Source organism: Massilia phyllosphaerae (assembly GCF_034659755.1).
Lineage (GTDB): Bacteria > Pseudomonadota > Gammaproteobacteria > Burkholderiales > Burkholderiaceae_D > Telluria > Telluria phyllosphaerae.
The window spans coordinates 506,197-525,153 of the sequence record NZ_JAXSQX010000005.1 but is presented as its reverse complement, the minus strand read 5'-3'; the positions used below and the strand labels follow the sequence as shown (position 1 = coordinate 525,153).

Here is an 18,957-nt window from a genome sequence, read left to right as displayed (position 1 = left end):
TTTGATAACTCATGAGGCCAGCATGCAACAGCCATCCGAACCCCGCCAGGCCGCCACCCCGGCATCCTCCAGCGCCGCCCCGGCAGCCGGCACCGGGATGCCGCAATCGGTGGTGGCCGGGATGCTGTTCCTCGGACTGCTGTTCTTCATCCTCGGCTTCGCCACCTGGCTGAACGGCTCGCTGGTACCTTTCCTCAAGATCGTCTGCAACCTCAACAATTTCGAGGCGCTGCTGGTCACCTCGGCCTTCTACATCGCCTACACCGTCATGGCGCTGCCGTCCGCGGCCGTGCTGAACCGGATCGGCTACAAGAACGGCATGACGCTCGGCCTGGGGCTGATGGGCGCCGGCGCGCTGCTGTTCGTGCCGGCCGCGCAGAGCCGCTACTACGGCCTGTTCCTGGCGGCCCAGTTCACGCTGGCCAGCGGCATGACGCTGATGCAGACCGCGATCAATCCCTACATCGTGCGCCTCGGGGCGCGCGAGAGCGCGGCCATGCGCATCAGTATCATGGGCCTGTTCAACAAGGGCGCCGGGGTGGTGGTGCCGCTGGTGTTCACCTCGCTGATGCTGGCCGATATCAGCCGCTTTTCCGAGGGCGAACTGGCCGCGCTGGCCCCAAGCGCGCGCGACGCCGCCCGTGCCGTGCTGGCGCAGCGCCTGGTGTTCCCGTATGTCTGCATGGCCGGCCTGCTGTTCGCGATCATGGTGTTCATCCACTTTTCCGGCCTGCGCGACATCGCGCCCGAGACCGACATCCAGGACGATGCTGCCGCCACCGAGCGCGGCGGCGTGCTGCGCTTTCCGCAGCTGGTGCTGGGCGCGCTGGCGCTGTTTGCCTACGTCGGCGTCGAAGTCATCGCCGGCGACACCATCGGCCTGTACGGCCATGAACTCCAGGTGGCCAATTTCGGCGTGCTGACCTCCTACACCATGGTCTGCATGGTGATCGGCTACCTGGTCGGCGTGGTGGCGATCCCGCGCTGGCTGACGCAGGGGCGCGCGCTGCTGCTGTCCGCGGTGCTGGGCCTGCTGCTGACGATCGGCGTCGCCACTGCCTCCAAGACCGGCAGCGGCCTGTCGCAGGCGCTGCTGGGCTGGAGCGGCGTGCCGCTGGTGCCGGACAGCGTGATGTGCCTGGCGCTGCTGGGCCTGGCCAACGCGATGGTCTGGCCGGCGATCTGGCCGCTGGCGCTGCACGGGCTGGGCCGCTACACCGCGCAGGGTTCGGCGCTCCTGATCATGGCGATCTGCGGCGGCGCCATCCTGCCGCTGGTGTACGGCCACCTGTCCGACCTGGCCGGTCCGCAGGCCGGCTACTGGATGATGCTGCCCTGCTACGGCATGATCTTCTGGTACGCCGCCTGGGGCCACCGCATGCGCAGCTGGGGCCGCGCAGCCCGTCCGGCCTGAGCGCGCATCGACGCTGCGGCGCCGCCGCGGCGCCGCGTCACCGTCACCGTCACCGTTTTCAAGCTTCAACCACCTGGAGAGACATTTGGGGAATCCACCATCCCGTGGCGGCCTGCTGGCCTTGCTGCTGCTGAGCGCATCGCTGGCGGCCAATTCTTGTAGCGCCGCCGCCGCGGCCCAGCCGGCACCGGCCGCAGCCGCATCAGCAGCGTCCGCCGCCGTCGACGGCTTCGCCAGCGCCGCGCGGATGCAGCTGCGCTGGGAGCTCGGCCCGAACGTGACCACCCCGGAAGCCCCTGGCGGCGGTACGCGCGCGCGCCTGCGCCTGACCAACCGCGACAGCCGCCCCCTGCCGGCGCAGGGCTGGTCGCTCTACTTCAACGTCATGGACGGCGCCGTGGCCGGACCGCTGCCGGGGCAGCTGGTGCTCGAGCACGTGGCCGGCGACCTGTTCCGCATCCGGCCGGCGCCGGGCTTTACCGGCCTGGCCGCGGGGGCGGCGCTCGACACCGAATACAGCTATGCCTGGCGCGTCGCCAAGCTGGGCAAGGCGCTGCTCGGCCCTTACCTGGTGTACGACGCCGCGCCCGGCACCGGCGTGGCGATCGGCGACTACCAGCCGCAGACGGTGGCGCAGCCCGACCGCATGGGCAAGGGCAGCGCCACGCCGGCCGATACCTACCGCATGAACGCCGGCGCCGACCTGCTGCCGGCGGCGGCGCTGCCGCCGGTGCTGCCGACGCCCTTGCAGCTGCAGACCGGCCCCGACCACCTGGCCCTGCGCGGGCGGCCTGCAGTAAGCGCCCCGGGCACCCTGGCGGGCGAGGCTGCGCTGGCCGCAGCACTGTTCCCGGCGGCGCTGCCGGCCGGCGGGCCGCCGCTGCGCCTGAGCGTCGGCAGCGTGCCGGGTCAGCCGTCGCCGGAAGCCTACACGCTGACGATCCGCGCCGACAGCGGCATCGCCATCGTCGGCAACAGCCCGGCCGGCGTGTTCTACGGCTTGCAGAGCCTGCGCGACCTGATGCCGCTGCCCGGCACCGCTGCACCGACGCTGCCGGAAGTGACCATCGTCGACGCTCCGCGCTTCGGCTACCGCGGCTTCCAGCTCGACGTGGCGCGCAACTTCCAGGACAAGCAGACCGTGTTCAAGTGGCTCGACCTGATGGCGCGCTACAAGATGAACAGCCTGCACTTCCACCTGACCGACGACGAAGGCTGGCGCCTCGAGATCGCCGGCCTGCCGGAACTGACAGCCATCGGCGCGGTGCGCGGCCACAGCGAGCGTCCCGGCCTGCGCCTGCAGCCGGCCTATGGGTCCGGCCCGGACCCGCGCGACCCGCGCGGCAGCGGCTACTACACGCGCGCCGACTACATCGCCATCCTGCGCTACGCGGCCGCGCGCCACATCGACGTCATCCCGGAAATCGAGATGCCGGGCCACGCCCGCGCCGCGGTGCAGGCGATGGATGCGCGCCATCGGCGCCTGCAGGCGGCAGGCGAGCAGGACGCCTCCCGCTACCTGCTGCACGATCCGGACGACCGCTCGGTCTACCGCTCGGCGCAGTGGTTCGGCGACAACGTGATCAATCCCGGCCTCGATTCGAGCTTCGCCTTCATCGAGCACGTGGTGACCGAGGTGGCGGCGCTGCATCGCGAGGCCGGGGTGCCGCTGCGCACCCTCCACATGGGCGGCGACGAGCTGGCCAACGGCGCCTGGGAGCGCTCGCCGGCGAGCCAGGCGCGCATGCGCAAGGAAGGCCTGGACAGCGTGGCCGACCTGTGGGACTACTTCTACGACCGCGTCGACGGCATCCTGCGCAAGGAGGGCCTGTACACGTCGGGCTGGGAAGAACTGGCGGCGCGCAGCACGCTGCTGGACGGCCAGCGCAAGCTGATCCCGAACCCGCGTTTCAGCCAGCGCGGTTTCCGTGCCTGGGTCTGGAACAACACCGAGGGTGCCGAGGACTTTGCCTACCGCCTGGCCAACGGCGGCTACGACATCGTGCTGGCGCCGGTGACCCGGCTGTACATGGACATGGCCTACAACGCCAATTTCGACGAGCCGGGGATGACCTGGGGCGCCTACATCGAGCTGGCCGACGTCTACGATTTCATCCCTTTCGACTACCTGAAGAACGCCGCCCCCGGCGCGCGCAGCGGCAAGGATGGCCTGACCGACTACGGCAAGCGCCACGTGCGCGGGCTGGAAGCGACCATCTTCGGCGAGACGCTGCGCGACACCGGCCGCCTCGACTACATGGTGATGCCGCGCCTGCTGGCGGTGGCAGAGCGCGCCTGGGCGCCGGATCCGGCCTGGGCCACCGAAAAGGATGCGGCCAAGGCCGCGGCGCTGCACCGCGCGGCCTGGTCCGGCTTCGTGAATGCCCTGGGCCAGCGCGTGCTGCCGCGCCTCGATCTCGAGCAGCCCGGCGTCGCCTACCGCATCGCGCCGCCGGGCCTGCTGGTGGAAGGCGACGGGGTGAAGGTCAACCACGTGCTGCCCGGCGTCACCCTGCGCTACACGACCGACGGCAGCCTGCCCACTAAAAACAGTCCACCGGTGGCGGGACCGATCCGCGCGCGCGGCCTGATCCAGGTGGCCGCCTTCGACCGCAATGGCAGGCGCGGGCTGGTGGCGCGGGTCGAGCGGCCTTGAGTCTTCGGCCATGTAGTTATGGAAAATGCCCGCCAAAACCCCTGCACCGTCTCGCACGCTCAAGCGGCCAACAAAGTACCGCTAGAGGTAGTCGCACGAGTGCCGGCGTTGCCGATGGAACCGCGTACGCTTAAAACGCCGGGCCGCCTCTATCTTCGTTGGCCCGATCAATGAGCGGATCATCTGCTTTTATCCTGCCCAGGCCGAGCTTTTGGGCGCGTAGCATCGCCATTACCAATGGCACGATCCGCATGCTAGGAAGCTCAATAGCATGGAACGCCAACTTGGAAATGATGAGGAGTGCGGGCACTACAGCGCCAACGACGGCCCAATATGATACAGCAGACATACTACGTGCCACCTCATATCCAGTGACGTACTTAAAGGTAACAAACAAAAGCATCCCATGCAGTAGATAGATGCTATAGGAAAGTTCGCCAAGCACATGCGATGGCCGCGCGCGGAGCGCCCCGAATAAGTCAGCTCCGCCAGCTATAAGCGAAAACGCCACTGCCAGAATGATTAGAGGAGGGTATTGGTAAGCTGTGTCGAACAGGATCACGACGGTGCCGACTAGCACCATTACAAGTAGAGACGCGACTTTTGATCGAGCAAAGGATACAAATGCCGCGTTGCGCACGGCATAGGCGGCAGCTATACCCCCGCCAAAAATTGACATGAACACGGTAGATGCGCCGTTAGCGAAAGCGAACGTCATCATTGCTACGCCCGCCAGCATAAATGGCCATGGGACTTGTATCCGCCGGACAAAGGCCAGCAGCGGAACTGCCAGGTAAAAATACCACTCGTACGGAAGCGACCAATTTACGCCAGCGATCAGCATTGGCGCGTAGACCCCGTTTACTGACGGGGCGCCTGGGATGGTAAACAGCATCCAGCGGGCGATGGAGCGCAGAATATAGCCCGGTGAATCAACTAGATTAGCGCCAGACTGCAAAAATACTAGAGTCATCAGCGCAATCATCGCCGCTACATACAACGGCCCAAGACGCAAAGTTCGCGCTACGAAGAACTTGGGCCAGTCTATCGCCTTGGCATCTTTTCCCAGTAGCTTTCCGTAAAACAGAAAGCCAGTGATCATGAAGAAAAACGTCACACTAGTCTGGCCTAGATGCGTATAAAGGTTTGAATCTGGCACCGTCCACTCACCAGTCGCCATGAATAAATGCCAAACCGACGCATGATGGATGAATACAAACAGTGCTAGATACCCTCGCAACCCATCAATCGTTTGATAGCGGCTATCAGCTTTCTGAGGCGGACTTACGACTGCAAGCAGAAAGCAGCACAGGACCGCGATTAGAAGTACGCCAAAAGAGAAGCCAGGATTGAGGATAGCCATACCGTTATCTGAACCGTGAATATGTTCTACATGATAACGAAAATAATGTTTTATAGGAAATATATGATGCCCGTTTGACCACTTGTTGCAAATTTGCATCGGTGGTCCTTCCTGCTAATGAGCGCGGCTGGAACGAGGTCTAGTTGCGCTAGTTAGTAGGTAACGGCTGCTTCAGGTCGAAATCGGACTGCAACGCACGCTACATGCCGCACAGGCTGCGGCACGGTAAGCTCTGTTTGTTGGCCCGCGGCAGGCCGCGCACGCAGCACGACCATGTGAAGCAAGATTTCGCAGCCGGGCGTACACTTGGCTGATGAACATCATCCGGCTTTCCACCTACCGCATCCCGCCGCGCTGGATGCTGCTGAAGATCGAGACCGACGCCGGCATCGTCGGCTGGGGCGAACCGATCGTCGAGGGCCGTGCGCGAACGGTCGAGGCGGCCGTGCACGAGCTGGCCGACTACCTGGTCGGGCGCGACCCGTCCCGCATCAACGACTTGTGGCAGACCATGTACCGCGGCGGCTTCTACCGCGGCGGCCCGGTGCTGATGAGCGCGATCGCCGGCATCGACCAGGCGCTGTGGGACATCAAGGGCAAGGCGCTCGGTGTGCCGGTCTACGAATTGCTGGGCGGTCTGGTGCGCGAGCGCATGAAGACCTACAGCTGGGTCGGCGGCGACCGCCCGCACGACGTCATCGACGGCATCGCCGCCCGGCGCGAAGTCGGCTTCGACACCTTCAAGATGAACGGCACCGACGACCTGGCCCTGATCGACAGCGCGCGCCGGATCGACGAGACCGTCAAGCGCGTCGCCCACATCCGCGAGACCTTCGGCGACGCCATCGAGTTCGGCCTCGACTTCCACGGCCGCGTGTCGCTGCCGATGGCGCGCGTGCTGCTGCGCGAGCTGGAGCCGCTGCGGCCGCTGTTCGTCGAGGAACCGGTGCTGCCCGAATTCGCGGACAGCTACCGGCGCCTGGCCGACCAGACGGCGATCCCGATCGCCGCCGGCGAGCGCATGTTCTCGCGCTTCGACTTCCGCCACGTGTTCGAGCAGGGCGGCCTGTCCATCGTCCAGCCCGACCTGTCGCATGCCGGCGGCATCACCGAATGCCTCAAGATCGGCGCCATGGCCGAGGCCTACGGCATCGCGCTGGCGCCGCATTGCCCGCTCGGACCGGTCGCTCTGGCGGCCTGCCTGCAGGTCGATTTCGTGTCGCACAACGCCGTGCTGCAGGAGCAGAGCATGGGCATCCACTACAACAAGGGCGGCGAAGTGCTGGACTACGTGGCGAACAAGGAAGATTTTGCCATCGTCGACGGCTACATCAAGCCGTTGCCCAAGCCCGGCCTGGGCGTCGAGATCGACGAGGCGGCGGTGCTGGAAGCCACGCAGCGCGCCATCGACTGGCGCAATCCGGTGTGGCGCCACCCCGACGGCAGCATCGCCGAATGGTGAGGACCGCATGAACGACGCCACCCGCCGCATCCTCGGCATCGACTGGGGCACCAGCAACCGCCGCGCCTACCTGGTGGACGGCGCCGGTAGCCTGGTCGACAGCCGCGCCGACGACCAGGGCATGCTGGCGGCCGGCCCGGACTTCGGCGCCTCGCTGGCCGCGCTGCTGGCGGACATGGGCATCGACCCCGGCGTGCCGGTGCTGGCCTCGGGCATGATCGGCAGCGCCCAGGGCTGGCGCGAGACGCCGTATCTCGACGCCGCCGTCGCGCTGGAAGACTTGCCGCTTCACCTAGTGCCGGTGCCGGTGCCCGGTGCTACCCCCGGGCGCAGCTGCCGGATCGTGCCCGGCTACCGTTTCCAGGATACCGACGGCCGCGTCGACGTGATGCGCGGCGAGGAGATGCAGCTGCTCGGCGCCGTCGCCATGGGCCGGCGCAGCGGCTGGTTCGTCCTGCCCGGCACGCACAGCAAATGGGTGCGGCTGGAGGAGGGCGTGATCCGCCACGTCTCGACTTTCATGACCGGCGAATTCTTCGCGACGCTTGGCAAGCAGGGCACGCTGGCGCCCTTGATGAAAGGCCCCGACGACGATGCGGCCTTTGCCGCCGGCGTCGACGAGGCGCGGCGGCGCGCGCCCCTGACGCACGCCCTGTTCGGCGTGCGCGCCCGTGCCGTCACCGGCGCCATGCCGGCGGCGCAGGTGCGCTCCTTCGTCAGCGGCCTGCTGATCGGCGTCGAGCTGGTGGCGGCGCTCGACCTGACCGGTCCGGGGCGCGGCGGCGTCACCACCGTCGCCGCGCCGAAGCTGCAGGGCATCTATGCGACGGCCGCGGCGCGCCTGGGCATCGACCTGCAGCCGCTCGATCCGGACGCCGTCTACCGCGCGGCGCTCGGCGTTTTCCTCCACAGGATGGACCCCCATGAAGCTTCCCCACTTTGACCTGCCGCTGGTCGCCATCCTGCGTGGACTCGCGCCGCAGGATGCCGAAGCGGTCGGCCGCACGCTGTTCGATGCCGGCTTCCGCCTGATCGAGGTACCGCTCAACCGCCCCGGCGCGATCGACGCCATGCGCACCATCCGCGCACTGGCGCCGCCGGATGCGCTGGTCGGCGGCGGCACCATGCTGACGCTGGCCGACGTCGACGCCGTCGCCGACGCCGACGGCCAGATCTTCGTCGCGCCCAATTGCGACCCGCCGGTGATCGCCCATGCGGCGGCGCGCGGCCTGCTGTGCGCACCGGGCGTGGCGACGCCGAGCGAGGCGTTTGCCGCGCTGGCCGCCGGCGCGCATATATTGAAATTGTTCCCGGCCGAGATGATTGGCCCGGCAGGGCTGAAGGCGATGAAGTCGGTGCTGCCGGACGGGACGCCGCTGTGGCCCGTGGGCGGTGTGGCGCCGGCGCAGATCGGGGAATGGCAGGCGGCTGGTGCCAGTGGGGCGGGGATCGGCGGGGCGCTGTTCACGCCGGGTGTGGCGCCCGACGAACTGGCGCGGCGCGCGCAGGCTTTTGTTGCGGCATGGCGGCAGGCTTGAGCAAAAAAAGCGGGACCGAAGTCCCGCCAAGAGGGTTGACACAGTGAACCGATGCAGCCGGATCAGAAGCGGTAGTTGAGCGACGCTTCCCACGCACGCCCGAAGATCGGACGCGCATTGATCGGGCCGCTGCTGGCGCCGACCAGGCGCGAATTACCTTCGGTCAGGCCGAGCTCGTTGCTGAGATTGCTGCCGCTAACGCGGAACTCGAGCTTGTCCGAGAGTTCGGCAAGGATGCCGACGTCGACCGTGTTATAGGCCGGCAGGTACTGGGTGTTCGCTTGGTCGGCCCAGCGGCTGCCGATGTGCGAATAGGTGCCGTACAGGCGCAGCGCATAATCGCCCATCGGGATCCGGTAGCTCGGCGAGAAGCGGTACTGGAACTTGGGCTGGCGCTGCACCAGCTTGCCGGCGATGTTCGGATTGTCCTTGTAGGTCGAATCCTGCCAGTCGCCGGTCAGCTGCAGCTGCAGGCCCTTTAACGGACGCACGGCCAGTTCGAATTCGACACCCTTGCCCTCCGAGCCGCTGATCGAATACAGGATGTCGGTGGTCGTGATCTGCTGGAACGAGATGCCGCTGAAGTCGGTGAAGAAGGCATTCACGTAGGCGCTGTACAGCGGTGTCGCGGTCTTGAAGCCGACTTCGTACTGGGTCACCTTCGGGTTCGGCACGCGGTTGCGGTCGTTCAGCACGGCCTGGCTGCCGGCATTGCGCATGTCGTCGAAGTAGATGAAGGTGTGGCCCTGGTTGGCGCGCACGAACACGCTCGCATCGCGGCTCAGCTTGTACAAGCCGCCGACCGTGAACGAGTTCGCCGAATCGGTGCGCGACAGCGCGGTGTAGCTGCCATTCGGCATCGAGGTGCCGTTGTTGTAGACGGTCAGCGGGTTGTTGTCCGTGTCGGCGCTGGTCAGGTTCGAGACCGAGCCCGAGAGGCGTTGGCGTTCGTGGCGCATGCCGGCGTCGACCTTGAAGCGGTCGTTGATGCGCCACTCGTCGGCGATGAACACGGCCGTGTTGTCGCCGTCGTAGGAAGCGATCGGCGCGTAGTTGACGTTGCCGTCGGTGCCCTTGTTCGAGACCACCACACCATTGTTCAGGCGCACGTCGAGCAGGCTGGCATTGGGCGTGGCCGTCATCAGGTGGCTGTTGCCCAGGTACCAGACGTCCTTCGACGAGTAATTGGCGAGGTAGGCGCCGGCGGTGACGGTGTTGTTGCCGATCTCCCTGCTGACGCGGAACTCGTCGGTGAAGGAGCGCAGTTTCTTTTCCACCGCCCACAGGCCGGCCTGCACCACCTGCTGGTTGGCGGCGACGGCGCCGCTGCCATTCGTGTAAGTCATGCTGCCGCCGCTGGCCGGCACGCCGCCGGCGGCCGCCAGCACCGCCGCATTGCCGTTGGCCGCGCCGATCGCCTGGGTCAGGTAGTCGGCCGCGCTCAGCGGGTTATTGCCGGTGAACATGGCAATCGTGTTCAGGTCGCCCTTGAAGTAATTCAGCTTGTTCGACACGTCCCAGCCGTTGAATTTCTGCTGGAATTCGGCGCCGAGCAGGTTCGAGCTCAGGCCGCGGCCGTCGCCGAGGTCGTAGTTCAGGGTCTTGCCGGGGCCGGCTTCGACCGTGAAGTTGCGCATCTCGTTGCTCATCAGGGTGCCGGTGAGCGGATTGAAGCCCGGGAAGGACGAGATCGTGTGGCCGTTGTTGGAAGAGATCAGCGGCACGCCGGTATAGAAGGCGTTTTTGTCCGAGGTGGAGCGGGCGTACAGCGTCAGTTCGCCCTGGTCCAGCTTGCGCGTCAGCGAGGCCGACAGCTGGCCGCCGTCGTCGGCCGGGAAGCCGGCATCGCGCACGCCATTGGTAGTGCGGTAGAAGCCGCCGATCATGCCGTACCAGCCTTCGGCGATCTTGCCGCTGTAGACGCCGTCGACGCGGCGCAGGTTGCCGGTGCCGGTGGTGAAGCGCAGGTTGCCTTCCGGCGTATCGCCGCCTTTCTTCATGATGAAGTTCATGGTGGCGCCCGGCTGGCCGACCGAGTAGATCGTGCTCGGGCCGCCGCGCAGCACTTCGACGCGTTCGATGGTGTCATCGAGGCGGAAGGCCGAGGAACCCTCGAAGAAGGACAGCACCGGCACCGGGAATACCGGGTTGCCGTTCATCTGGATCGAGACGAAGGGCGAGTCGCTGCCCGACGGGAAACCGCGCACCTCGATGTTGGCGCCGGACTGGCCGCCGGTCGATTCGGCGTACACGCCGGGGACGATCTTGAGGACGTCGGCGGTACTGGTGGGCGCCGCCTGCTTCAATTGTTCCTCGTTGGCGGTGGTGATCGAGAAGCTGGTGTCGATCTTGCGCGTGCCGCTGGCCGACGCGGTGCCGGTCACGACGACCTGCTGGATCTCTTTCTGCACGTTGTCCTGCGCGGGGAGGGGAGAAGTGTCCTGGGCGGCGGCCTGGACCTGGGCCACGAGGGCAAGGACGGCAAGCGCGCTGGCCGACAGCTGCGGGAAGTGGATTGGCTTTTTCATTGTGGTCTCTCTGCTGGAGGATGGGAATCCGTGAACGGGGCGTCTCCTCCCCGTGCGCCGTCGACTCATTTTTTCGACAAGCAATGAAATCATTGAAACATTGAAATGTTATCGATGTCAACCGGATTGTTATCGATGTCATTTTTTGTCTACAATGCAAACAAATCTGGCATAATGCATCCTCGTTCGCAGACTCATCCGGATTCAGCCACATGGCGCACAACAAGGTAATGCAAGACAGGACCGCGGGCGACAGCGCGGTCACGATGGAAGACCTGGCAAAAATTGCCGGCGTCTCGTCCATCACGGTCTCGCGTGCCCTGCGCGACAGTCCGCTGGTAACCGAGAAGACGCGCGAAAAGATCCGCAGGATCGCCGCCGAGCAGGGCTACCGCTTCAACATCAGCGCTCGCAACCTGCGCATGCGCCGTTCGTACTCTGTGGCGGTGGTGGTCGAGATGACGCCGGTGAAGGGCCGGCCGATGTCCGATCCGTATCCGCTGGAGCTGCTGGGCGGCATCACGCAGGAACTGACCACGGCCGGCTACAGCGTCGTGCTGACCTCGAAGCAGCTGCTCGACACCGCGCCGGTACAGGGCGCCGACGGCCTGATCCTGCTGGGCCAGGGTTCGCACGGCGAAGCGGTGCGCGCGCTGCAGGCGACCAGCCTGCCGCTGGTGGTGTGGGGCGCGCCGGAGGCCGACGGCAGCTACGTCGTGGTCGGCAGCGACAATGCCAAGGGCGGTGCCAGCGCGGCCGACCGTTTCCTCGAACTGGGACGGCGCAAGCTGGTCTTCGTTGGCGACGTCGACCACGCCGAGGTCGAAAAGCGCTGCGCCGGCTTCATCGACGCGCTGTCCGGACGCGCCACCGTCCACATCCTGCGGCCAAAGGCGTTCACCTTCGAGGCCGGCTTCGACTGCGTCAACGCGCTGCTGAAGAAGAAGGGCGGGCGCAACTGCGACGGCCTGTTTGCCGCCAGCGATTCGCTGGCCATGGGCGCCATCCGCGCCCTCACCGAAGCCGGGCTGCGCGTGCCCGATGATATTTCCGTGATCGGCTACGACGACACGCCGGGCGCAGCCAGCTTCGTGCCGCCGCTGACCAGCGTGCACCAGTACCTGCGCGACGGCGGCGTGCTGCTCGCCAAAAAAATGCTGGCCATGATCGAGGGCCAGCCGGACGTGCGCTCCGAAATGCTGCCGACGACGCTGATCGCGCGCCATACCTGAACCACCCGAACCATCCATCCGCCCCACCATCAGCGCCAGGCGCAACGAGAAGAGGAAAAACGAAGTGCAGAATGACATCGATAACATGGGTAGCATGATTACATTGGCGGCCGAGCCCTGGTGCATCCGCGAGCGCGCCATCGATCCCGCCCGGCGCTTCCTGCACGAGACGCTGTTTACATTGGGGAACGGCTACATCGGCATGCGCGGCACGCCGGAAGAGGGCAGTCATGGGCGGAAGGACACGCTGGAGGGCACCTACCTGAACGGCTTCCACGATACAGAAGCCATCCACTATCCGGAAAATGCCTACGGCCTGGCCCGCATCAACGAGTTCATGCTGAACGTGCCGAATGCCAAGCGCATCGACCTGTTCGTCGACGGCGAACGCTTTGCCCTCGACAGCGGCAGGGTAGAGGCCTACGAGCGGATGCTCGACTTCCGCACCGGTCTCCTGACCCGCAGCCTAGAGTGGACCTCGAACTCGGGCAAGCGCGTGCGCATCGTGAGCCGGCGCCTGGTCTGCATGGCGCGCAAGCACGTGGCGGCCGTCGAATACGCGGTGACGCCGCTGAATTTCTCCGGCACGGTGCGCATCGTCGCCGCGATCGATGCCGACGTCACCAACCTGCAGGCGGGCGACGATCCGCGCGTCGGCTCGGCGATCAGCGGTCCCAGCCTGCAACTGGTCGAGCGCCGCCTCGACGCTAGCAGCCAGCTGGTGCTGCAGCGCACCCGCCACAGCGGCTTCCTGCTGGCCAGCGCCACCGATGCCATGCTCGCCGGCGGCAAGCAGGCTCCGGTAAGCGCGCTGGAAGGTGGCCATGCCTTCGATGTCGACGCCGGGCAGGGACAGACGGTCACGCTGCACAAGTTCATCGCCTACGCCAGTTCGCGCGACATGCTTGAGGCGGAGGTGGCGGACTTCGCCGGCGCCGAAGCCGCGCGCGCCCGTACGATTGGTTTCGAGGCACTGGCGGCGGAGCAGGCCGCCTACCTGGCGCAGTTCTGGGACGAGGCCGACGTCGGCATCGACGGCGACGACGCCCTGCAGCAGGGCGTGCACTTCAACCAGTTCCACCTGCTGCAATCGGTGGGCCGCGACGGCAAGACCAATATCGCGGCCAAGGGCGTGACTGGGGAAGGGTACGAGGGCCACTATTTCTGGGATACCGAGATCTACGTGTTCCCCTTCTTCCTGTTCTCGCGGCCCGAGATCGCGCGCGCCCTGCTGCAGTACCGCTACAACGGCCTGCCCAAGGCGCGCGAACGCGCCCGCCAGATGGCGCACGCGAAGGGCGCGCTCTACCCCTGGCGCACCATCGCCGGCGAGGAGTGCTCGGCCTATTTCCCGGCCGGCAGCGCCCAGTACCACATCAATGCCGACGTCGCTTATTCGATCCGCCTCTACCTGCTGGCCACCGGCGACTTCGACTTCATCGCGCAGTACGGCGCCGAGATCGTGCTGGAGACGGCGCGCATCTGGATCGGCCTGGGCAGCTACGACCGCCAGGGCCGCTTCTGCATCAATGAAGTGACCGGGCCGGACGAATACACCGCGCTGGTCAACAACAATTACTACACCAACGCGATGGCGCGCATGCACATGACGTTTGCCGCCGACGTCGCCGCGCGCCTGCGCGCCGAGCGCCCGGACGACTACGCCCGGGTGGCCGCTGCCATCGGCCTCGAGCCGGTCGAGCTGGACGCCTTCCGTGCCGCATCCAGCGCCATGAACCTGCCCTACGACGCGGAACTGGGCATCCACGAGCAGGACGACAGCTTCCTCTCGAAGAAGCCGTGGGACTTCGCGGCCACGCCGCAGGAAAACTATCCGCTGCTGCTGCACTACCACCCGCTGGTGATCTACCGCCACCAGGTCTGCAAGCAGGCCGACGTGGTGCTGGCGCTGCTGCTGCTGTCCGACCAGTTCGCGCTGGACGACAAGCGCCGCGATTTCGACTTCTACGAGCGCGTGACGACCCACGATTCCTCGCTGTCGTCCTGCATCTTCAGCGTGATCGCCGCCGAAGTCGGCTACCGCGACAAGGCCTACGCCTACTTCATGGAGACCGCGCGCCTGGACCTCGACAACACCCACGCCAACACCGAGTACGGCGTGCATACGGCCGCCATGGCCGGCACCTGGCTGGGCGTGGCCTACGGCTTCGCCGGCATGCGCCTCGACGACGGCGGCCTGCGCTTCGCGCCGACGCTGCCCTACCAGTGGCGCGCCTACCGCTTCAAGCTGCACGTGCGCGGCGCGCTGCTGGAAGTGGCGGTCGACGCCGGCGGCGCCGACTACCGCCTGCTGCAGGGCGAGCGCCTGGCGCTGGCGCACCGCGGCAAGGCATTCGAATTGAACGCAACACAGAACAGCATCCGCATGGGAGACCTGGCATGAGCACGAATAACATGATCAACACCCGCTTCAAGGCGGTCATCTTCGACCTCGACGGCGTCATCACCGACACCGCCCACTACCACTACCTGGCCTGGAAACGCACCGCCGACGGCATCGGCGCGCCATTCGACGAAGCCTTCAACGAGCAGCTGAAGGGCGTCGACCGCATGGGTTCCCTGCGCCTGATCCTGGCGCGTGCGCCGCGCAGCTTCTCCGAGGAAGAACAGCTGGCCCTGGCCGACGCCAAGAACCGCCACTACCAGGAACTGATCGCCACCATGACGCCGCGCGACCTGCTGCCGGGCGCGCTGGCGGCGCTGGAGACGGTGCGCGCCGCCGGACTGCGCATCGGCCTGGCCTCGGTCAGCAAGAACGCGTTCACGGTGCTGGACCGCCTCGGCATCCGCGACCGCTTCGACGACGTGGTCGATGCCGCCACCATCCGCAACAGCAAGCCGCATCCGGAAATCTTCCTGACCGCGGCCGCGCACCTCGGCGTGGCCCCGGCCGACTGCCTGGGCGTCGAGGACGCGGCGGCGGGCGTGGCGGCGATCAAGGATGCCGGCATGGTCGCCGTCGGCGTCGGCAGCCCGGACGTGCTGTACCGGGCCGACCGCGTGATTCGTTCAATGGAAGAGTTCGATTTGTCCGCATACTAATAAAATACAAGACGACCACAACCATCACGACGGCGGAGACACCGTGAACAAACGACGCATACTGCTTGCACTATTCCTGATCTATTTCGTGTTCGCCATCCTGCTCAACAGCGTGGGAACGGTGATCCTGCAGGTCATCAACAACTACGGCGTCGACAAGAGCGCCGCCAGCGTGCTGGAAGGCTTCAAGGACCTGCCGATCGCGATCGTGTCCTTCCTGGTGGCCTCGATGCTGCCACGCTTCGGCTACAAGAAGGCGATGCTGGAGGCGCTCGCCATCGTCACCTGCGCCACGCTGGCGATGCCGCTGCTGCCGGCCTTCGCCACCGCCAAGCTGCTGTTCCTGTGCGTGGGCATCGCTTTTGCCCTGGTCAAGGTGTCGGTGTATTCGACGGTCGGCCTGATCGCCCAGGACAGCCGCCAGCATGCCGGCATCACGAACACGCTGGAAGGCTGCTTCATGCTCGGCGTGCTGAGCGCCTACTGGCTGTTCGGCCAGTTCATCGATTCGGCCGATCCCAAGTCGACGGGCTGGCTGGACGTCTACTGGCTGTTGTCGGCGCTGTGCGCGGCCACCTTCCTGCTGGTGCTGACGACGACCTTCGACGAGCGCGGCGCCGCGCCCCCGCACAACCGCGGACTCACGGCCGAATTCGTCGAAATGCTGCGCCTGTTCATGCGCCCGCTGGTGTGCGTGTTCGTGCTGACCGCCTTCCTGTACGTACTGGTCGAACAGGCCGTCGGCACCTGGCTGCCGACCTTCAACAACGAGATCCTGAAGTTGCCGGCGGCGATGAGCGTGCAGATGACCGGCATCTTTGCCGGCTGCCTGGCGCTGGGCCGGCTCTCGGCCGGCGTGATCATGCGCCGCCTGAACTGGTACCCGGTCCTGAGCGTCTGCATGCTGGCGATGGGCGCCACCGTGCTGCTGGCGCTGCCGCTGGCGCAAGGCATCGTGCACGACCCGCACGTCGGCTGGTCGACGGCCCCGACTGCCGCCTTCCTGTTCCCGCTGATCGGCCTGTTCATGGCACCGATCTACCCGGGCATCAATTCGGTGATGCTGAGCTCCTTGCCACGCCACCAGCACGCGCCCATGACCGGCCTGCTGGTGATCTTCTCGGCGCTTGGCGGCACCACCGGTTCGCTCATCACCGGCTATGTGTTCGGGCGCTTCAGCGGCCACTTCGCGTTCTACCTGACGCTGGTGCCGATCGCGCTGATGCTGGTGAGCCTCTATGTATTCAAGCGCCAGGTCCAGCGCGGGGCCGGGGTGCCGATGGCGGGCGCAACGGGGACGGTCTAGGCGGGGAAGGTCCGGGCGAATGCTGGGCGCCGGCACTTGACGCCGGGGCGGGGCTGCGGTCTACTCTCGCGGCCATCATCTTCCAACGCCATTCATGATTCTCCAACCGGTGCTCGACCTGCTGAATGCCCTCCCGCGCAACCTGATCCTGCCGCCCACCAGCCTGTTCCTGGTGATCGCCGTCGGCCTGGCGTTGTGGCGCCGCTGGCCGCGCGCCGGACGCATCGTTGCAGGCAGCGGCCTGGCGGTGCTGGCCTTCCTGTGCACCGGCGCCGGCGCCCAGCTCTTCGTGCGGCCGCTGGAAGCCATGACTGCGCCGCTGCGCGCGCCCGAGCGGGCCGGGGCGCAGGCGATCGTCGTGCTGGCCGCCGGCCACGTACGACGTGCACCCGAATACGAAGGCCGCGACATACCCGACTACATCGCCCTGATACGCCTGCGTTATGCGGCGCACCTGCAGCGCCGCACCGGATTGCCGCTGCTGGTCAGCGGCGGCAACGGCGCCGACAACGGCCATCCGGCGCCGGGCCGTCCGCGCGCCTACGCCAAGGCCGATGGCATGGCCGCGGCGCTGCGCGAAGACTTCGGGGTGCCGGTACGGTGGATCGAATGGCGCTCGCTTGACACCGCCGAAAACGCGTCCTTCAGCGCCGCGATACTGAAAGCCGGCGGCATCAAGCGCATCCTGCTCGTCACCGACGCGATGCACATGCCGCGCGCCCATGCCGTGTTCGCGCAAGCCGGACTCGAGGTGGTCGACGCGCCCACCATGTTCTATACCCGGCGTCCGCTGTCGCTCGATGCCTGGGTGCCGGACGCCGAGGGCATGCGCCTGTCCTGGTATGCAATTTACGAGTCGATCGGCCTGGCCTGGTACCGCGTGCGCGTGCTGCGGACCTCCTAGGCCGAGCGCGCCAGCCGCCGCGCCGCCTGCGCCGGCGGCGTGTCGCCCAGCGGCAGCATGCCGGCCGCGCGCCCCAGTGCGCGCACCAGCGCCGCTTCGCCGGCGCGCAGGCCGCGCCCGCGCAGCTGCGGCAGCGAGCGCACCGGCTCGGGCGCGATCTGCACGGCGGCGCGCACCAGCAACCGCTGCAGCGGGCGCAACGGCGCCGGGAGGATCGTCGCTTCGTTCATGATGTCGAGGAATTCGGCTAGGATCGGCGAACCCTCGAGGCCGGGGGCGGTCGCTGCCAGCAGCGTGTCCCAGGCGCCCCAGGAAGCCGGCACGCCGGTCGCGCCATACAGCGCGGCGGCCGGCTGGCCCTCGGCGAAGGCGGCATCCCTGTCGCGCGCGGACAGGGGCCGTACGTAGCAATGGTAAGCCTGGGTGAAGCCGAAGACGGCCGTGGCCTGCACCCAGTCGAGCAGGCGCGGATCGTTGGCATGGTAGGCGACGCCATCCGGGGTGGTGCCTGCGACACGGCCGTGCATGCGCACCACGCGCGCGATCAGCGCTTCGGTGGCCGAGCGCGGACCATACACGGTCATCATCGCGGCGAAGCCGGTACGGCGCAAACGCATCTGTGGATCGCGGCGGAAGCTGCTGTGGTCCCACACGCCGCTACGTACCGACGGTTCGGCCAGCTCCAGCAGCACCGCCGCCACCCCGCCGACGAACAGCGCCACCGGGTTGGCGAACACTCGCCAGGACACGCCATCGCGCGGCGCCAGCGCCGGTTCGCCGGGCGGCTGGCTGAAGTCGAAGGCCATGCCCGGCGGCGGCTGCATCAGCTGGCGTAGCGTGTCCAGCATCGCCCGGATGCGCGCAGTGGTACCGCGCTCAGGCTGCGCTGCCGCGCTGCGGCAGGTGCCAGTCCTTGCGGATGTAGTGGCAGGTGTAGCCGTTCGGGCGCTTCTCCAGGTAATCCTGGTGTTCCGGTTCCGCTTCCCAGAACGGGCCGGCCGCTTCCACCTCGGTGACGACCTTGCCCGGCCACAGGCCGGACGCGTCGACGTCGGCGATGGTGTCCAGCGCCACCGCGCGCTGCGCGTCGCTGGTCGTGTAGATGGCCGAGCGGTAGCTGGTGCCGATGTCGTTGCCCTGGCGGTTACGCGTGCTCGGGTCATGGATCTGGAAGAAGAATTCCAGGATGCGCCGGTAGCTCGTCTGCTCCGGATCGAACACGATCTCGATCGCCTCGGCGTGGGTGCCGTGGTTGCGGTAGGTGGCGTTCGGGACGTCGCCGCCGGCATAGCCGACGCGGGTGGAGAGCACGCCGGGCAGCTTGCGGATCAGGTCTTGCATGCCCCAGAAACAGCCGCCGGCGAGGATTGCAGTTTCTTGTTTCATTGGAGGTCCTTTCATGGTTGCGTTGGGTGCACTATAGCCGTTTCGCCGGAATCTCACCGGGACCTCGCAAAAACCTTCCACGAGTCAACAGTGCTCCGCACGGAT

At 66.8% G+C, this 18,957-nt stretch carries 14 protein-coding genes; 10 read left to right on the top strand and 4 right to left on the bottom strand.

Annotated elements, in window-relative coordinates; genetic code table 11:
- Positions 1–22: 22 nt before the first annotated feature.
- Entirely contained in the window at positions 23–1,414 is a 1,392-nt protein-coding gene (locus U1H99_RS21030; RefSeq protein ID WP_323143663.1) for a sugar MFS transporter, read from the top strand.
- 85 nt (positions 1,415–1,499) lie between these two features.
- A complete protein-coding gene (locus U1H99_RS21025; protein WP_323143662.1) occupies positions 1,500–4,070 on the top strand; it encodes a family 20 glycosylhydrolase in 2,571 nt (856 codons plus the stop codon).
- A 130-nt stretch (positions 4,071–4,200) separates the two neighbouring features.
- On the opposite strand, the gene U1H99_RS21020 is transcribed toward U1H99_RS21025, so the two are convergent.
- Entirely contained in the window at positions 4,201–5,532 is a 1,332-nt protein-coding gene (locus U1H99_RS21020; RefSeq protein WP_323143661.1) for an acyltransferase family protein, read from the bottom strand.
- Between the two features lie 214 nt (positions 5,533–5,746).
- Between U1H99_RS21020 and dgoD the strand changes: the two genes are divergently transcribed.
- The 3 genes from dgoD to U1H99_RS21005 are packed head-to-tail and all read left to right on the top strand — an operon-like array spanning position 5,747 to position 8,433.
- Positions 5,747–6,895 (top strand): galactonate dehydratase, encoded by a 1,149-nt coding sequence (gene dgoD, locus U1H99_RS21015; protein WP_323143660.1) that lies wholly within the window; start codon positions 5,747–5,749, stop codon positions 6,893–6,895.
- 7 nt (positions 6,896–6,902) lie between these two features.
- Positions 6,903–7,838 (top strand): 2-dehydro-3-deoxygalactonokinase, encoded by a 936-nt coding sequence (locus U1H99_RS21010; protein ID WP_323143659.1) that lies wholly within the window; start codon positions 6,903–6,905, stop codon positions 7,836–7,838.
- Positions 7,819–8,433: a 2-dehydro-3-deoxy-6-phosphogalactonate aldolase gene (locus tag U1H99_RS21005; RefSeq protein ID WP_323143658.1), complete on the top strand. Its 615-nt coding sequence runs from the start codon at positions 7,819–7,821 to the stop codon at positions 8,431–8,433. Before U1H99_RS21010 ends, U1H99_RS21005 begins: the two co-directional genes overlap by 20 nt.
- A gap of 62 nt (positions 8,434–8,495) precedes the next feature.
- On the opposite strand, the gene U1H99_RS21000 is transcribed toward U1H99_RS21005, so the two are convergent.
- A complete protein-coding gene (locus U1H99_RS21000) occupies positions 8,496–10,961 on the bottom strand; it encodes a TonB-dependent receptor (RefSeq protein ID WP_323143657.1) in 2,466 nt (821 codons plus the stop codon).
- A gap of 230 nt (positions 10,962–11,191) precedes the next feature.
- Between U1H99_RS21000 and U1H99_RS20995 the strand changes: the two genes are divergently transcribed.
- The 5 genes from U1H99_RS20995 to U1H99_RS20975 all read left to right on the top strand — a co-directional run bounded on the left by U1H99_RS20995 (position 11,192) and on the right by U1H99_RS20975 (position 17,466).
- The gene (locus U1H99_RS20995) at positions 11,192–12,193 is read left to right on the top strand and encodes a LacI family DNA-binding transcriptional regulator (protein WP_323143656.1); all 1,002 of its coding nucleotides are present in this window, start codon (positions 11,192–11,194) and stop codon (positions 12,191–12,193) included.
- 64 nt (positions 12,194–12,257) lie between these two features.
- A complete protein-coding gene (locus tag U1H99_RS20990) occupies positions 12,258–14,597 on the top strand; it encodes a glycoside hydrolase family 65 protein (RefSeq protein WP_323143655.1) in 2,340 nt (779 codons plus the stop codon).
- Positions 14,594–15,256 (top strand): beta-phosphoglucomutase, encoded by a 663-nt coding sequence (gene pgmB, locus U1H99_RS20985; RefSeq protein WP_323143654.1) that lies wholly within the window; start codon positions 14,594–14,596, stop codon positions 15,254–15,256. Before U1H99_RS20990 ends, pgmB begins: the two co-directional genes overlap by 4 nt.
- A gap of 43 nt (positions 15,257–15,299) precedes the next feature.
- Positions 15,300–16,562 carry an MFS transporter gene (locus U1H99_RS20980; protein ID WP_323143653.1) on the top strand — a complete coding sequence of 421 codons (1,263 nt, stop codon included), beginning with the start codon at positions 15,300–15,302 and terminating at the stop codon, positions 16,560–16,562.
- A gap of 94 nt (positions 16,563–16,656) precedes the next feature.
- The gene (locus tag U1H99_RS20975) at positions 16,657–17,466 is read left to right on the top strand and encodes a YdcF family protein (RefSeq protein WP_323143652.1); all 810 of its coding nucleotides are present in this window, start codon (positions 16,657–16,659) and stop codon (positions 17,464–17,466) included.
- On the opposite strand, the gene U1H99_RS20970 is transcribed toward U1H99_RS20975, so the two are convergent.
- Together U1H99_RS20970 and msrA are read right to left on the bottom strand one after the other, a co-directional pair.
- On the bottom strand, positions 17,463–18,314 hold the full coding sequence (locus U1H99_RS20970; RefSeq protein ID WP_323143651.1) for an oxygenase MpaB family protein: 852 nt from the start codon (positions 18,312–18,314) through the stop codon (positions 17,463–17,465). The genes U1H99_RS20975 and U1H99_RS20970 overlap by 4 nt on opposite strands.
- Before the next feature lie 28 nt (positions 18,315–18,342).
- Complete coding sequence (msrA, locus tag U1H99_RS20965) at positions 18,343–18,852, bottom strand: peptide-methionine (S)-S-oxide reductase MsrA (RefSeq protein WP_323143650.1); 510 nt, start codon at positions 18,850–18,852, stop codon at positions 18,343–18,345.
- Positions 18,853–18,957: the final 105 nt, after the last annotated feature.